Source organism: Kineococcus endophyticus, from assembly GCF_040796495.1.
Classification (GTDB): domain Bacteria; phylum Actinomycetota; class Actinomycetes; order Actinomycetales; family Kineococcaceae; genus Kineococcus; species Kineococcus endophyticus.
On sequence record NZ_JBFNQN010000015.1, the window covers coordinates 80,213 to 94,929 of the forward strand.

A 14,717-nucleotide genomic window follows, 5' to 3' on the forward strand; every position below is an offset into this window, starting at 1 on the left:
GCCCATGACCCTCGCACCACCCGACACCGCCGTCCCCGCCGCCCTGGCGCGCGCCTTCGAGGACGTGGACCGGCTCGGCGTCGCGTTCTCCGGCGGCGTCGACTCCGCGGTCGTGCTGGCCGCGGCCGTCCGCACCCTGGGCGCGGCGCGCGTCGTCGCGGTGCTCGGGGTCTCCCCGAGCCTGCCGGCCACCGAACGCGCTGCGGCGCACCGCGTCGCGGCCGTCGTCGGGGCCGCGCTGGTCGAGGTCGAGACCCACGAGGGCGACAACGCCGCCTACCGCGCCAACGGGCCGGACCGCTGCTTCCACTGCAAGGACGAGCTGTTCACCCGCATCGGCGAGGACGTCGTCACCGCGCACGGCCTCGACGCCGTCGCCTACGGCGAGAACGCCGACGACGCCCGCCGCCCCGACCGTCCGGGCTCGCGGGCCGCGACCGAGCACCGCGTCCTGCGCCCGCTCGCCGACGCCGGCCTCGACAAGGCGGCCGTCCGCGCGCTGGCCCGGGCGTGGGACCTGCCCTGCGCGGACAAGCCGGCCGCCCCCTGCCTCGCCTCGCGCATCCCCCACCACGAGGAGGTGACCCCGGAGAAGCTGGCGCAGGTGGAGGCCGCCGAGGCGGCGCTGCGCGACCTGGGCCTCGCGGACCTGCGCGTCCGCCACCACGGCGACATCGCCCGCCTGGAGGTCCCCGCCGCCGACCTCGTGCGCGTCGCGTCCGAACCGCTCCGGGCGCAGGTGAACGCGGCCGTCCGCCGCGCCGGGTTCCGCTGGGCCGTGCTCGACCTCGCCGGGATGCAGTCCGGCGCGTTCACGCTGGAGGTGCTCAACCGTGCCTGACCTGGTGGGTGATCTTCAGGACATCGCCGAGCTCGACCTCGACCGCACCGCCCGCCGCGGGTACCCCGAGGCGGTGTTCTGCGCGGGCAAGACGCCGGAGCAGGTCGGCCGCATCGCCGCGGCCGTCCGCGAGCGCCCCGACGTGACGACCCTGTTCACCCGCGCGGACGACCAGCACGCCGCCGCCGTCCTGGCGGCCCTGCCCGACGCCGCGCACGACCCCGACGCGGGTCTGCTGGCCTGGCCACCCGCCCCGCCGGACCCGACGGGCGGCCTCGTCGTCGTGCTCGCGGCGGGGACCTCGGACCTGCCCGTGGCGCGCGAGGCCCACCTGACGGCGCGCTACCTCGGGCGCGAGAGCGAACTCGTCGTCGACGTCGGAGTGGCTGGGCTGCACCGCGTCCTGGCCCGGGTGGACCTGCTGCGCCGGGCCCGCGTGGTCGTGGTGGCGGCCGGGATGGACGGTGCGCTGCCGAGCGTCGTGGCCGGGCTGACGTCCGCGCCGGTCGTGGGGTTGCCGACGTCGGTGGGCTACGGCGCGGCCTTCGGCGGGATCGCCGCGCTCCTGACGATGCTCAACGCCTGCGCGCCGGGGGTGAGCGTCGTGAACATCGACAACGGGTACGGCGCAGGGCACCTGGCGGCCCAGATCGCCGCGCCCCAGGACGGGGTCCCGTCGTGAACCACGTCTGGATCGACCCCTCCGCGGGGGTTGCCGGGGACATGCTGCTGGGGGCGCTGCTGGACGCCGGCGCCGACCTCGCGGCCGTCCGCGCCGCCGTCCACGCCGTCGTGGGAGACGCCGTCTCGGTCCGCACCGAGCGCGTCACGCGGGCGGGACTGGCCGCGACGAAGGCGCACGTCGAGCTGCACGACGAGGACCCGCCGCACCGGACCTGGACGACGATCCGGCGGATGCTGGACCACGCCGCCGTGCCGGAACCGGTGCGCCGCAACGCCGTCACGGTGTTCGCCGCGCTCGCCACGGCGGAGGGTGCCGTCCACGGCGTGCCCGCGGACGACGTCCACTTCCACGAGGTCGGCGCGCTGGACTCCATCGCGGACGTCGTCGGGGTGTGCGCCGCGCTGCACGCCCTCGGCGTGACGTCCGCGAGCGCCGGGACGGTCGCGCTGGGGTCGGGCACGGTCCGCGCGGCGCACGGGGCGATCCCCGTGCCGGTTCCCGCGGTGGTGGCGCTGTCCCGCGGCCGGCGGGTGCGCGCCGGCGGGGAGGGCGAGCTGACGACCCCGACCGGGATGGCCCTCGTGGCCGCGCTGGCCACGACCGACGAGGACCTGCCCGAGCTGACCGTCACGGCCTGGGGTTCGGGGGCGGGCACCCGGGACGTGGGGGGCCGCCCGAACGTCACCCGGGTCGTCCTGGGTGAGCGCGCCACACGGGCCGCGAGACCCCTTGCGCACCAGCTGGAGGCGACGGTCGACGACCTCGACCCGCGGCTGTGGCCGGGGGTCCTCGCCCGGGTCCTGGCAGCGGGCGCGCTCGACGCGTGGCTCGTCCCCGTGGTCGGCAAGAAGGGCCGCCCGGCGCACGTGCTGACGGTGCTGTCCCCGCCGGAGCGGTCCGACGAGCTCGAGGAGCTGGTGGTCGCGACGACGACGACACTGGGGGTGCGGCGCACGGAGTACACCCGGTTGGTGCTGGAGCGCGGGTGGGTCGAGGTGGGCGTCGAGGGGCACGCGGTGCCCGTGAAGGTCGGGCTGCTGCGGGGCGTGGTGCAGCAGGTCATGCCGGAGTTCGAGGACGTGGCGCGCGTCGCCGCCGACCTCGGCTGGCCCGAACGCCGCGTCCTCGCAGCGGCCCACACCGCGGCGGCGGCCGCCGGCTGGACGGTCGGCGGACCCCCGCCCGGGGACCTCAGACGGTGACGCCCACCGGTGCCCCCGCGGCCGCGTACTGCCGCAGCGTCTCGGCGAGGACCTGCGGCCACGTCACCTGCGGGTCGGTGTCGACGTTGTGCCGGCGGATGCGTTCACGCCGCTCGGGGTCGGTGGCGAGCACGTGCAGCAGCCGGGCCGCGTCGGCGTCGTCGGCGGCGAGCAGACCCTCGACGTCGTGGCGGACGAACTCGGTGACGCCGCTGGCGGCCATGGCGACGACGGGGACCCCCGCGCACCGCGCCTCCAGGGCGGCCAGCCCGAACGACTCCAGCCGCGCGGGGGCGACGTAGGCGTCGGCGGCGGTGAGGACGCGCTGGACCCCCGCCCGGTCCAGCCGGCCCGGCAGCTCGACCTGGTCCGCGAGCCCGGTCGCCGCCAGCTTGCGCCGGACCGCGGGCAGCAGCCGTCCGTCCCCGACGAGGACGGCCCGCAGCGGGACGTCCGCGGGCAGCCGGTCGCGCAGGTCGGCCAGGACGCGGACGAGGGCGAGGGGCCGCTTGCGGGCCGCGAAGCGCAGGGCGCTGACGACCGTGAACTCCGGCGCGTCGACCCGGTGCGCGTGGCAGTCCCGCCACTCGGTGGGGTCGATGCCGTTGGGCAGCAGGGCGACCGGGACGCCGACGGTGCGGCTCAGCGGGTCGGCGACGGCCCGGCTCACGGCGCTCCAGCGCACCCCGGACGCCGTCGCGCGACGCAACGCCACGGCCATCGGCCGGGCCGTCCCGTGGGACACCATCGAGTGCACGGTGACGAGCGCGGGCACGGCGAGCGTGCGGGCCAGGGCGGCGGCGCGCCAGGCCAGCGGCGAGACGACGGAGGAGTGCACGTGGACGACGTCCGCGTCGGCGAGGTGCCCGGCGAGGCGGTCGCCGCGGCCGAGGCGCACGACGCGCACGTCCCCCACCGGGTCGGCGTCCGGGCCGGCGGGGGTGCGGGTCAGGACGTCCACCGCGTGCCCGGCGGCGGCGAGCTGGTCGGCGAGGTCGCGCACGTGCAGCTCGATCCCCCCGAGCACCGGCAGGTAGCTGTCGGTGACGAGCGCGATCCTCACGCGGTGACCCCCAGGTCGACCCGGGCGCGGCGACGCAGGAGCAGCCAGCCGGCGAGCGCCCCGCCGCCCACGGGGACCTCGAGCAGCACGACGAACGCGCGGTACAGCAGCACGCCGGTCAGGGCGGCGGCCGGCGAGGCGCCCGCGGCGAGCAGCACGCCGGTCGCGCCGGCCTCGGCGAACCCGCTGCCGCCCGGGGTGATCGGGACGGTGCTGGCGAGGCGGTCGACGACGAAGGCCGCGACGACGGCGGACAGGGTGGGGACGGCACCCGTCAGGTGCAGGCAGGCCCAGAAGAGACCGCCCTGCAGCAGGACGTAGGCCAGGACGCCGAAGGTCAGCCGCCGCCACTGCGCGACGACGGTCTGCTGCACGCGGCGCCGCACCCCGAGGAGCTCGATGCGCCACCGAGCGAGCCGGCGCAGGACGCCCGTCCGCCGCGTCACCGGGGACAGGGCCAGCACTCCTCGCACGAGCACGACCGTCCCCACCCGCGACCCCAGGGCCGCGGCCACGAGGACGACGGTCGCGAGGAGAGCGGACACGACACCGGCCCCGGCCAGCACCTGCGGGGGCAACTGCCCCAGCAGGGCCGTCCCGGCCAGGGCGACCGCGCAGACGACGAGCTTGCCCGCGACGTCGACGACGTTGCTCGTGACGGTGAAGTCGGCGATGCGGCGCATCCCGAAACCCCAGCGGCGCAACATGGTCGAGTTCAGCCACATCCCCACGGCCCCGCCGGCGGGCAGCGCGTTGGAGACGGCGCTGCCGGACAGGTTCAGCAGCATGGCGCGGGGGCGCGTCAGCCCGGGCAGCGCGCCGGTGAGCGACCAGGCGTAGGCCCACAGCCCCAGCCACCACAACCCCGCGAGGGCCGCCAGCGCGACCGGGCTCACGGCGGTGGCGAGCCCGGCGACGTCCGACCACGTCGTCCCGACGAACCGGGGCAGGGCCGTCACCGCGGCGATCCCGGCGGCGAGCGACACGATCCCGACGAGGGTCCGCCCGCGCAGCAGCCGTGGCAGTCTGCGCCGGTGCCCCGCTCCGGACCCTTCGTCCTCGTGTCCTTCCACGCCCACCCCGACGACGAGGCGCTGCTCACCGGCGGCACCCTGGCGCGGGCGGCCGCCGAGGGTCACCGCGTCGTCCTCGTCGTGGCGACCGACGGTGAGGCCGGGCTCGCGGCCGACGACCCCGGGGCCGGGCTGGGTGCGCGGCGCGCCGCCGAGCTGGACCGCTCCGCCGCGGCCCTGGGGGTCGCGCGCGTCGTCCGGCTCGGTCACCGCGACAGCGGCTGGCCCGAGCCCGCGCCCGGTCCGGGGCGCCCCTTCAGCGAGGTCGGGGTGGAGGAGGTGGCCGCCGAGCTCGCCGTGGTCCTGCGCGCCGAGGGCGCCGACGTCCTGACCACCTACGACGCCGCCGGCGGGTACGGCCACCCCGACCACGTCCGCGTCCACCACGTCGGGGCCCGCGCCGCGCAGCTCGCGGGCACGCCCGTCGTCCTGGAGGCGACGGTCGACCGGACGCTCGTCGAGCGCGGCCTGCGCCTGGCCCAGCTCGTCCCCGGGTTCGTCAGCGACGTCACGGCCGACCGGGCGCGCGGGGCCTTCACCCCGCGCCGGGCCCTGACCCACCGCGTCGACGTGCGCGCCCACCTCGACGCCAAGCGCGCGGCGCTGCGGGCGCACGCCAGCCAGACCGAGACCCGCGGGCCGCGAGGGTGGGTGCGGGGGCTGCGCGGGGTCGGTCTGCTCGCCGCGCTGCCGGGGCCGGTGGGCCGGCTCGTCCTGGGGCGGGAGTGGTTCGTCGAGAGCGGCCGCGTCCCCGGGGCCGTGCTGTCGGACGACGTCTTCGCGAGCCTGCGCCGCTAGCTGCTGCGGTCCGTGGTCGCCGTCGTGGTGCACCCCCCGAGGATGGCGCACCGACGGCGGCCGGGACGCCCACTCGCCCGGACTCCCAGGAAGATCGGACGGGTCTTCACGGCGTCTCCCCAGGTGGGGCCCTCTCAGAGCCGGTGCAGCAGCAGGCGGACGTCCTCGGCGCTCGCGTCGGGCGCCAGGTGCAGGACCCCTTCGCGGTGCGCCCAGGACGCCGCGTGCACGCGCGACGCGCTGCCGGTCTTCCAGCGCACGGCGTCGACGTGGGTGTGCACCGTGCGGACGGAGATGCCGAGGCGTTCGGCGATCTCCGCGTTCGCCATCCCGGCCGCGACGCACGTCAGGACGTCCAGTTCCCGCCGGGACAGCCCGCAGGGGACCTCTCCCGGCTCGAGCAGGACCTGCAACCGGTCACCGTGCCCCCCCGGCTCGGGCTGGGCCACCACGCGGTACCAGGTGCCACCGGCGTCCCACCAGGCGTCCAGCCGTCGCCCCGGGACCGTCCGGACGGCACGGAGCGCGCGGGCCAACCGCGGGTCGCCCAGCACGGCCGGCGCGTCGGCCCCCGGCAGCGGGTGCAGGCCCCGGGCGTCGAGCAGCGCCGCGGCGCCCTGCGCGCCGTCGTCGACGGCCGCGTTGCGCAACCGCGTGACCACGGCGTTGAGGGCGGGCACGAGCGCTGCCACCCGGGCCTGCTCCGCAGCGCCGAAGCGCGGGCTGCGCGCGGAGAAGTGGGCGAAGCCGGCCGTCGCGCCGTCGGCGTCGACGAGGTGCACGGACATGCCGTCGACGAAGCCCTCCGGCTCGAGGTGACGGCGGAAGAAGGTGCGTTCGCGGAAGCGGTTGCCCGTGTCGGTCGACAGCGTGGGCGGGGGCCAGCTGGCGCACAGGTAGTCCAGGTCGGGTTCGTGCATCCAGTCCTGCGCGACGGCGTCGCCCCACTGGTGGGCGAAGCCCCGGCTGGCGAGGGTGCGGGTGGGCACCTGCGCCGCGGCTCCGGCCGCGACGACCTGGAGGGCCGACGCGTCGCTGGGGATGAGCCTGGCGAGCAGGCCGAGGGCGTCGGAGCCCACGTCGGCTCCCCCGCCTCCGGCGAGCACGCCGAGTCCGGCCGCGGCCGCGAGCAGTTCCGTGTCCACACGCACCTCCCGTTCGACTCCCGTCGGAGACGGTAAGCCCGCCGGGGCCCGCGCTCAAGCACTTCGGCCGGGTTCACCCGTCGGTACTTGTACGGATCCCGCCTCCCGACGCACCTGGTTCCGTGTCCGGTCACCGGCGCCTCACCGACGACGCCCCGGTCCCCGCACCTCCAGCGCACTCCCCGACGAACGCCAGGAGACACCCCATGGTCAGTCGCAGAACCCTCCTCCTCGGCGCAGGCCTGTCCGTCGTGGGCGGCACCACCGCCTGCGGGACGATGTCCGAGCAGCCGGCCTCCGGCGGGACCGCGGGCGCGTCGTCCGGACCGCGGCCGGTGAAGAAGATCCTCTTCGACTACCCCTTCACGTCGCTGCCGATCTACGCGGCGCTGACACCGATCATGGTCGACTACGCCAAGACCAAGTCGGTCGGTTTCGAGCTGACGAACGACAACAACGACCTGTCGCAGCAGATCACCAACCTCACGACCTACCTGAACTCCGACGTCGACGCGGTCGTCTCCTTCCCCGCCGACCCGGCCAGCCTCGAGGCCATGGCCAAGCAGTACAAGGCGGCCGGCAAGTACTGGGTCACCTACGGCGGAGACCTGCCGACACAGGACGCGACCCTGCAGTTCTCCTTCGAGGACTCCGGCAAGCAGCTCGCCGACCACGCCGGGACGTGGGTCAACGAGACCCTCGGCGGCTCGGCGAAGGTCCTCGTCATCGAGGACCAGACGATCCAGATCGGCCGGGAGCGCACGAAGGGTCTCGTCGAGGGGCTGAAGGCCACGGCGCCGGGCGCGGAGGTCGTCGTCCAGCAGCAGGGCGTCAGCCCCTCGGAGGGCCTGAGCGTCACGTCGGCGGCGCTGGCCCAGCACCCCGACATCGCGGTCGTCCTCACGGCCGTCGGGGACGCGGCGCAGGGCGCGTACCAGGCGCTCGTCACGGCCGGGCGCCCAGAGACCGACGCGAAGACGTACGTGGGCGGCCTGGACGCGAACCTGTTCGCGCTGCAGAAGATGAAGGCCGGGACGTTCTTCCGCGCCACCGTGACCGTCGACGGCATCGCCATCGCCCGGGCCGTGGTCGACATCCCGCTGGCCCTGGGGCAGGGGAAGAAGGACGCGAGCATCGACCTGCCGGTCGCCCTCATCACGATGGACGACCCGGCCGCCGTCGACGCCCAGATCAAGATCTTCGGCGGCTGAGGTGGGACTCGTCCTGCAGGGCCTCACCAAGAGGTACGGCGCCACGATCGCCCTCGACGGCGTGGACCTCACGATCGCGTCCGGAACCGTCCACGGGCTGCTCGGCCACAACGGGGCCGGGAAGTCGACGCTCATCAAGTGCCTCGGCGGGGCCACCGCCCCCACGGCCGGGACGATGGAACTCGACGGGGAACCCCTCGTGGACCTCACCCCCCGCCGCGCCATCGCCTCCGGGGTGGCGGTGATCTACCAGCACCTCTCGCTCGTGGGGAACCTGTCCGTGGCCGACAACCTGTTCCTCGGGCAGGAGGTCCGCTCCGGCGGGGTCCTCGTGCACGCCCGGCACCAGCGCGAGGTCGCCGCGGCGACGCTCGCCGAACTCGGGTCCACGATCTCCCCGCGGACCCTGGTGCGGGACCTGCCGATCGGACAGCGGCAGCTCGTCGAGGTGGCCAAGGCGCTGCAGCGCAACGCCAAGCTCCTCGTCCTGGACGAGCCGACCGCCTCCCTGGCCGGGGACGAGGCCGCCCGCCTCGTGGAACTCGTCGAACGGTTGCGGGACCGGGGCCTCGCGATCCTCTACGTCACGCACCTCCTCGCCGAGGTGACCCGCCTCGCCGACCGCGTGAGCACCCTGCGCGACGGGCGCCAGGTGTTCGAGGCCGACCTCGCCGGACTCACGACGGCAGACCTCGCCGCCTCGATCAGCGGACGCGGCGCGAGTCGTCCGCCGGCACCGCCCGCTCCCCCGGCGGACCCGCCCGTGGTCCTGCGGACGCGTGGTCTGCAGGGCCGGGGCATGGGCCCCGTCGACCTGACCCTGCGCGCCGGCGAGGTCGTCGCCCTGTTCGGCCTCGTCGGGTCCGGCCGGACGCGGATCCTGGAGACGCTGTACCGGGGCGGGACGCAGGAGACCGAGGTCGACGGACGGCGCGTCGACGTCGGCAGCCCGGCGACGTCGTTGCGCGCCGGGATCTGCCTCGTGCCCGGAGACCGCCGGACGCAGGGGTTGTTCGGGCGGCTCTCGGCGCTGGACAACAGCGTGTTCGGTGTCCTGGGCCGTCTCGGCCGGGGGCCCTGGCGTTCCCGGCGCGGCGAACGCCGCGCGTTCGGCGAGGTCGCCCGGCACGTCGCCCTGCGCCCGCTCGCCCCCGACCTGCCCGTGGACAGCTTCTCCGGCGGGAACCAGCAGAAGGTCCTCATCAGCCGTTCGCTGCAGGAGGGCGAGCGGTTGCGCGTGCTGCTGCTCGACGAACCCACCCAGGGGGTCGACGTCGGCGCCCGCGCCGAGATCTACGACGTCGTCCACGGTCTCGCCGCCCGCGGCGCGGCCGTCCTGTTCGCGACGAACGAGGCCGACGAGGTCCTCGCGCTCGCGCACCGGTGCCTCGTCGTCCGCGACGGCCGCGTCGTGGAGGAACTGGACGTCCGCGACCTGCAAGCCCGCGACCTCGTCGTCCGGCTGCACGACTCCCCCGCCCACCAGGAGAGGAACTCCGCATGAGCACCACCCTCACCCGCCCGGTGCCCCCGGTGCAGGAGGTCTCCCTGGGCGCCCGCCTGCGGGCCGGGCTGACCCGCAACCCCCTCCTCGTCCTGCTCGTCGTCATGGTCGCCGCGCTGCAGGTGAGCACGGGCACGGCGCTGGACTGGGGGAACCTGCGCGGTGTCCTCCTCGACGCCGCGGTGATCGCCGTGGTCGCGGTCCCCGGTGCGGTGCTGGTGATCTGCGGCTACATCGACCTCAGCGTCGGTTCCACCCTCGCCCTCGGTGGAGTCGTGGCCGGCAAGGTCATGGCCGGCGGCCAGGGGAACCCGGTCGTCGCCGTGGTCCTCGCCGTCGCCGTCGGTGCGTTCGTCGGTCTGGTGAACGGCGTGCTGAGCACGTGGTTCGGTTTGTCCTCGTTCATCGTGACCCTCGGCTCGCTGACGGCGGTCCGCGGCGTGGCGCAACTCGTCAGCCCGTTGCCGGTCAACACCTTCGGCGACACGTTCGGGTTCCTCGGCGTCGGCACGGTCGCGGGGGTCCCGCTCGCGGTGTGGCTGGCGCTCGCCGCCCTCGTCGTCGCGGGCCTGGTGCTGACGACGACCCCCGTCGGCCGGCACGTGTACGCCATCGGCGTGAACCGCGAGGCCGCGTTCCTGTCCGGGGTGCGCGTGCGCCAGGTCCCGCTCGTCGTGTTCGTCCTGAGCGGGGCGGCCGCGGCGTTCGCGGGGGTCGTCACGGTGGCCCGGCTGAACAGCGCCCCGGCCGGGCAGCTCGGACTGGGTTTCGAGCTGCAGGTCCTCACGGCCGTCCTGCTCGGCGGCGTCGCCCTGACGGGCGGGGAGGGCGGGATGTTCGGCGTCGCCCTCGGGGTCCTGTTCCTCGGCATGCTGCGCAACGGGTTGACCCTGCTCGGGGTCACGACGTTCTGGCAGAGCGTCGCCAGCGGTGTGGCCCTCGTCGCCGCCATCGCCATCGCCAAGGGCACGCACGTCGTCCGACAACGGCTCGAGGCCCGAGCCGCCCGCACGAGTTCCGGAGGTCCCGCATGACCGGCACGGCCCACCCCGACACGCTGTTCCTCGGCGGCCGGATCTGGACGCAGGACCCCGACCGGCCCTGGGCCCAGGCGCTCGCCGCGACCGGCGGGCGGATCACCGCCGTCGGCGACGACGCCGACCTCGGGGGCACCGCCGGCCCGGCCACGCGGGTCGTCGACCGCGGCGGCCGGTTCGGCGTCCCCGGTCTGGTCGACGGTCACATCCACCTCAACCTCGGCGGGTCGCAGTCGCGGTGGGAACTGCCCGTCTCCCCCGACGCCGACCTCGACGGCGTGCTCGCCGCGGTGCGGGACTGGGCTCGGGACCTCCCGCAGGACGCCTGGGTCGTCGGGGGCATCGTCAACAGCGGGGTCCTGGCGGCCGCGGACGCGGACGCGTCCGTCGTCGCGCGCCTCGACGAGGCCGCCGGCGGCCGGCCCGTCCTCCTGCGCGACGTCTCGATGCACAACCGCTGGGTCAGCACCGCTGCGCTGCAGGCGATGGGCCTGGACCGGACGAGCGCCGACCCCGAGGGTGGCCACCTCGGCCGGACCCCCGACGGCTCCCTGAGCGGAGTGCTGGAGGAGATGGCCTCCGCTCTGGCCGAGGAGGCCTTCGCGCGGGCCGTGCCCGACCCCGCCGCCCGCACGCTGGGATCGCTGGAGGAGGCCGTCCGCGTCGCGAACTCCTTCGGGATCACGAGCGTGCAGGACGCGGCCACCACGCCCGCGCCCGTCGAAGCCCTGAGGACGCTGGAGGACGAGGGAAGGCTGACCCTGCGCGTCGTGACGTCGGCCCCCGTCCGCCCCTTCTTGGAGGCCAGCGTCGTCGGCGACGAACTCGTCGCGGAACTGCGCCGGCACCGCAGCGAACTCGTCCGGCCCGACTTCGTGAAGGTCGTGCTCGACGGCGTCCCCATGACCCGCACGACGGCACTGCTCGCGCCCTACCGCTGCCACCACCACCACGACGAACCCGAGTACGGCGAGCTGTACTGGCAGCAGGACGAGCTCGTCGAGCAGGTCGCGCACTGCTACGACCTGGGGATCGGCGCGAAGTTCCACGCGACCGGTGACGCCTCCGTGCGGGCCGTCCTCGACGCGGTCGAGACCGTGCGGGCCGAACGCGGTCCCGGCCCCCGCTTCCAGATCGCGCACACCGAGTACGTCGACCCCGCCGACCTCCCCCGGTTCGCAGCGCTCGGCGTCGTCGCCGACGCGTCGCCGTACATCTGGTACCCGGGCGTCGTGCAGGACGCCGTGGCCGGGGAGATCACCGAGGAACTCCTCGCTGCGAGCTGGCCCGTCCGCGACCTCGTGGAGTCCGGCGCCGTCGTCGCGGCGGGTTCGGACTGGCCGTGCGTGCTGCCGACGCCCGACCCGTGGACGGGGTTGCAGACCCTCGTGACGCGCCGGAACGTCGACCCCGCGGTCCCCGGGACCCTGAACCCCGGCCAGGCCGTCGACGTGGCCACCGCCCTCACGGCGTTCACCTCCGCCCCCGCCGAGGCCGCCGGGCTCGGCGAGGAGGCGGGTCGGTTGCGGCCGGGGTTCTCGGCGGACCTCGCCGTGCTCGACCGGAACCTGTTCGAGGTCCCGGTCGAGGAGATCCACCGGACCGTGGTGCTGCAGACGTGGTTCCGCGGGGAACTGGCCCACGAGGAGGTGGGCGAGCGGGTTCCTCAGGAGGTGGGCTGACGCGTCAGGCCACCGGGCGCCCGGGTCCGTCGTCTTCCCGCAGGCGGCGGACCCTGGTCGCGCGGAAGTCGAAGCTGTCTTGCTGCGCCGCCTCGAACTCGAACTCGACCTCCTCGCCGACCTGGAGGTCGCGGTAGCCGGAGCCCTCGATGCAGCTGAAGTGCACCCAGGCGTCACGACCAGGCGGCAGGTTCGCGCTCCTGATCGCGCCGGTCCCCTTCTCCGCCCGGAACCACTTGACCGTTCCCTTCACCATGTCCGCAGCGTACTCGCACCAGCTAGGTGACTCAGCATAGCCGTTGCGGCACAACGTGTTCAGCTTGCTCGAACGCATCCTGTGCGGTAGGGTGAGGCATGGCCGCGACGTTCCTCGACGAAGCCCCCGACGGGGTCACCTTCGCCGCGCCGTCCCGCCTGCGCCGCGCGGTGGACACCGCCCACGCCGCGTTCCTGCTCGGCGTCGCCGCCGCCGTCCACCAGGTCCTGGACTCCGAGCACCCCGACCTGGCCGTCCTGGACGAACGCGGCCTCACCGTCACCGGCCGCGGCGCCGACCGCCTCCACGCCGCCCTGGACCTGGTCACCGAGGAGTTCGCCCGCCACGAACGCATGCCCTACGACGCCGCCGCCGGCATCATCCACACCGCCTACCACCAAGGCAGCGACCACCACACCCTGTGGACCGCCGTCGCCGAAGCCCGCATCACCCGCCACCAAGCCCGCACCATCGAGGCCCGCGCCCGCCGCCTCGCCGGCCGCGTCGCCGTCCTGAGCGAAACCACCCACGCCGACGGCAGCACCTCCCTGAGCGCCGACGAAGGCGAACCCCTCCTGAGCGGCGACGCGCACACCCGCGCCCTGCAGCAGTACCTGACCGCCGCCGTCGCCCACGCCGAACACGGCCACACCGGCCGCCGCCTGACCTACCGCCTCGACCAGGTCATCACCGGCCTCACCCCCGGCTACCGCGCCGTCGAGGTCACCCAGCCGCGCCCGGCCGCGGGCCTGCACGTCACCGCCCACGACGACACCTTCGGCGACCGCGGTGGGGACCTCAGCGGTCAGCGCTACGCCCACGTCACCTTCCTCATGCCCCTGGCCGACGCCCTGCGCTTCCAAGCGCACGTCGCCGCCACCGCCGACGCCAGCGCCGACGACGCCACCGCCCGCGGCGTCACCGACCCCCGCACCCACGGGCAACGACAGTGCGACGTCGTGACCGACCTGCTGCGCGATGCGATGGACCGCCACGTCCCCGCCCACTCCGACCCGGCCGCGGCTGAAGCCACCACCGACGGTCCCACCCCGGCGCGGCAGGGCCGGACCCACCGCCCCGCCTCCTCCGTCCAGGTCCACGTCCGCATCGACGCCTCCACCCTCCTGCGCGCCGACGACGACCCCGCCTGGGTCGACGGCGTCGGACCGGTCCCCGCCGCCGTCGCCCGCGACCTGGCCGGCGCCGCCGGGGCGCAGTGGCGGGCCCTCACCCTCGCCCCCGGCACCCGCCACGTCCTGGACGTCGCCGCCGACACCTACCGCCCCGGCGCCGCGCTGCGCCGCTACGTCACCGCGCGGGACGAGACCTGCACCGCCCCGGCTGCCCGGTCCCGGCAGTCGACTGCGACCTCGACCACATCGTCCCCTTCCCGCAAGGCCCCACCACCGCAGGCAACCTGCGGGCCGTCTGCCGCAGCCACCACCGGTTCAAGACCCAGTACGTGTTCCAAGAACTCCGGCGCCGCCAGGTCCGCCCACCCGTACCGGACGACCCGCCCCCGTTCTGACGTGCACCGCCGATGGAAAGCGTGCTTGACATACGCCGACCACAGGACCATGCTCACACCATGACAAGCAAGCTTGACACTGCCGGTCCGAGCAGGGGTGACCGCGCCAGGGCACGCGCCTACCTCCTGGACTTCACGCCGGCCACGGCCGGCTACGTCGTGTGCATCGTGGCCGTCGTCCGGTGGGGCGGCCTCGACGGTGACAGCCCCTGGCGGTTCGCGTGGGCCCTCCTGCCCGTCGTCCCTGTCCTGGCCGTCGTCCGCGCCGTCGTCCGCGGGCTGCGCCGCTCGGACGAGTACGCGCAGCTCCTGCAGGTCCGCGCCCTGGCAGTCGGTTTCGCCGTCGCGATGGTCGGGTGCGTCGTCGTCGGCATGCTGGCCCTGGCCGGGCTGCACCTGACGCCGGCTCCCTGGTTCGTCGTCGGAGCCGGGATGCTGTCCTGGGCCGTGGCGGCGGCCGTCACGGCCCGCCGGTGAAGAACCGCATCCGGGAACTGCGCGCCGCGCGCGGGTGGACCCAGGCCGCTCTGGCCGACCTCCTCGACGTCTCCCGTCAGACCGTCAACGCCCTGGAGACGGGCCGGTACGACCCCAGCCTGCCGTTGGCGTTCCGCCTGAGCCGTCTGCTCGGTGAACCCCTTGAGCAGATCTTCGAACCCGACGAGGAACCCGCGCCCCACAGCTCGCGCTGA

The 14,717-nt window shown here is 75.3% G+C and carries 15 protein-coding genes; 11 read left to right on the forward strand and 4 right to left on the reverse strand.

The features are described 5' to 3' along the window. Nucleotides 1-4 precede the first annotated feature (4 nt). From larE to larC, 3 genes are read left to right on the forward strand one after another with little or no spacing between them, the layout of a single operon-like run. On the forward strand, nucleotides 5-841 hold the full coding sequence (larE, locus tag AB1207_RS20060) for an ATP-dependent sacrificial sulfur transferase LarE (protein WP_367640235.1): 837 nt from the start codon (nucleotides 5-7) through the stop codon (nucleotides 839-841). Then, on the forward strand, nucleotides 834-1,523 hold the full coding sequence (gene larB / locus AB1207_RS20065; RefSeq protein WP_367640237.1) for a nickel pincer cofactor biosynthesis protein LarB: 690 nt from the start codon (nucleotides 834-836) through the stop codon (nucleotides 1,521-1,523). The genes larE and larB overlap by 8 nt, the downstream gene beginning before the upstream one ends. Then, nucleotides 1,520-2,728 carry a nickel pincer cofactor biosynthesis protein LarC gene (gene larC / locus AB1207_RS20070; protein WP_367640238.1) on the forward strand — a complete coding sequence of 403 codons (1,209 nt, stop codon included), beginning with the start codon at nucleotides 1,520-1,522 and terminating at the stop codon, nucleotides 2,726-2,728. Before larB ends, larC begins: the two co-directional genes overlap by 4 nt. Here the strand turns inward: larC and AB1207_RS20075 are convergent. Beyond that, a complete protein-coding gene (locus tag AB1207_RS20075; RefSeq protein WP_367640240.1) occupies nucleotides 2,718-3,791 on the reverse strand; it encodes a glycosyltransferase family 4 protein in 1,074 nt (357 codons plus the stop codon). The two genes, larC and AB1207_RS20075, sit on opposite strands and share 11 nt — an antisense overlap. Further along, entirely contained in the window at nucleotides 3,788-4,777 is a 990-nt protein-coding gene (locus AB1207_RS20080) for a lysylphosphatidylglycerol synthase transmembrane domain-containing protein (RefSeq protein WP_367640242.1), read from the reverse strand. The genes AB1207_RS20075 and AB1207_RS20080 overlap by 4 nt, the downstream gene beginning before the upstream one ends. A gap of 48 nt (nucleotides 4,778-4,825) precedes the next feature. Between AB1207_RS20080 and AB1207_RS20085 the strand changes: the two genes are divergently transcribed. After that, nucleotides 4,826-5,662: a PIG-L deacetylase family protein gene (locus tag AB1207_RS20085; RefSeq protein WP_367640243.1), complete on the forward strand. Its 837-nt coding sequence runs from the start codon at nucleotides 4,826-4,828 to the stop codon at nucleotides 5,660-5,662. Nucleotides 5,663-5,796: 134 nt separating this feature from the next. Here AB1207_RS20085 and AB1207_RS20090 read toward each other — a convergent pair whose 3' ends face one another. Further along, a complete protein-coding gene (locus AB1207_RS20090; protein WP_367640244.1) occupies nucleotides 5,797-6,807 on the reverse strand; it encodes a helix-turn-helix transcriptional regulator in 1,011 nt (336 codons plus the stop codon). 206 nt (nucleotides 6,808-7,013) lie between these two features. Between AB1207_RS20090 and AB1207_RS20095 the strand changes: the two genes are divergently transcribed. From AB1207_RS20095 to AB1207_RS20110, 4 genes are read left to right on the forward strand one after another with little or no spacing between them, the layout of a single operon-like run. Continuing rightward, nucleotides 7,014-8,018, forward strand: coding sequence for a sugar ABC transporter substrate-binding protein (locus tag AB1207_RS20095; protein ID WP_367640245.1), 1,005 nt, complete (start codon nucleotides 7,014-7,016; stop codon nucleotides 8,016-8,018). Nucleotide 8,019: 1 nt separating this feature from the next. Beyond that, nucleotides 8,020-9,522 carry a sugar ABC transporter ATP-binding protein gene (locus AB1207_RS20100; RefSeq protein WP_367640246.1) on the forward strand — a complete coding sequence of 501 codons (1,503 nt, stop codon included), beginning with the start codon at nucleotides 8,020-8,022 and terminating at the stop codon, nucleotides 9,520-9,522. Further along, a complete protein-coding gene (locus tag AB1207_RS20105; protein ID WP_367640248.1) occupies nucleotides 9,519-10,556 on the forward strand; it encodes an ABC transporter permease in 1,038 nt (345 codons plus the stop codon). Before AB1207_RS20100 ends, AB1207_RS20105 begins: the two co-directional genes overlap by 4 nt. Next, nucleotides 10,553-12,241, forward strand: coding sequence for an amidohydrolase (locus tag AB1207_RS20110; RefSeq protein WP_367640249.1), 1,689 nt, complete (start codon nucleotides 10,553-10,555; stop codon nucleotides 12,239-12,241). Before AB1207_RS20105 ends, AB1207_RS20110 begins: the two co-directional genes overlap by 4 nt. Before the next feature lie 4 nt (nucleotides 12,242-12,245). Here the strand turns inward: AB1207_RS20110 and AB1207_RS20115 are convergent, their stop codons facing one another. Then, a complete protein-coding gene (locus AB1207_RS20115; protein WP_367640250.1) occupies nucleotides 12,246-12,497 on the reverse strand; it encodes a cold-shock protein in 252 nt (83 codons plus the stop codon). A 98-nt stretch (nucleotides 12,498-12,595) separates the two neighbouring features. Between AB1207_RS20115 and AB1207_RS20120 the strand changes: the two genes are divergently transcribed. The 3 genes from AB1207_RS20120 to AB1207_RS20130 are packed head-to-tail and all read left to right on the forward strand — an operon-like array spanning nucleotide 12,596 to nucleotide 14,717. Further along, entirely contained in the window at nucleotides 12,596-14,089 is a 1,494-nt protein-coding gene (locus tag AB1207_RS20120) for a hypothetical protein (RefSeq protein WP_367640251.1), read from the forward strand. Beyond that, nucleotides 14,086-14,502: a hypothetical protein gene (locus AB1207_RS20125; protein ID WP_367640252.1), complete on the forward strand. Its 417-nt coding sequence runs from the start codon at nucleotides 14,086-14,088 to the stop codon at nucleotides 14,500-14,502. Before AB1207_RS20120 ends, AB1207_RS20125 begins: the two co-directional genes overlap by 4 nt. Beyond that, nucleotides 14,499-14,717 (forward strand): helix-turn-helix transcriptional regulator, encoded by a 219-nt coding sequence (locus AB1207_RS20130; RefSeq protein WP_367640254.1) that lies wholly within the window; start codon nucleotides 14,499-14,501, stop codon nucleotides 14,715-14,717. The genes AB1207_RS20125 and AB1207_RS20130 overlap by 4 nt, the downstream gene beginning before the upstream one ends.

What these genes read in the sequence shown, in the direction of transcription:
- larE (WP_367640235.1), top strand. Translation starts at nt 5, where the DNA reads ATGACCCTCGCACCACCCGACACCGCCGTCCCCGCCGCCCTGGCGCGC.
- AB1207_RS20095 (WP_367640245.1), top strand. Translation starts at nt 7,014, where the DNA reads ATGGTCAGTCGCAGAACCCTCCTCCTCGGCGCAGGCCTGTCCGTCGTG.
- AB1207_RS20105 (WP_367640248.1), top strand. Translation starts at nt 9,519, where the DNA reads ATGAGCACCACCCTCACCCGCCCGGTGCCCCCGGTGCAGGAGGTCTCC.
- AB1207_RS20110 (WP_367640249.1), top strand. Translation starts at nt 10,553, where the DNA reads ATGACCGGCACGGCCCACCCCGACACGCTGTTCCTCGGCGGCCGGATC.
- AB1207_RS20115 (WP_367640250.1), bottom strand. Translation starts at nt 12,497, where the DNA reads ATGGTGAAGGGAACGGTCAAGTGGTTCCGGGCGGAGAAGGGGACCGGC.
- AB1207_RS20120 (WP_367640251.1), top strand. Translation starts at nt 12,596, where the DNA reads ATGGCCGCGACGTTCCTCGACGAAGCCCCCGACGGGGTCACCTTCGCC.
- AB1207_RS20125 (WP_367640252.1), top strand. Translation starts at nt 14,086, where the DNA reads ATGACAAGCAAGCTTGACACTGCCGGTCCGAGCAGGGGTGACCGCGCC.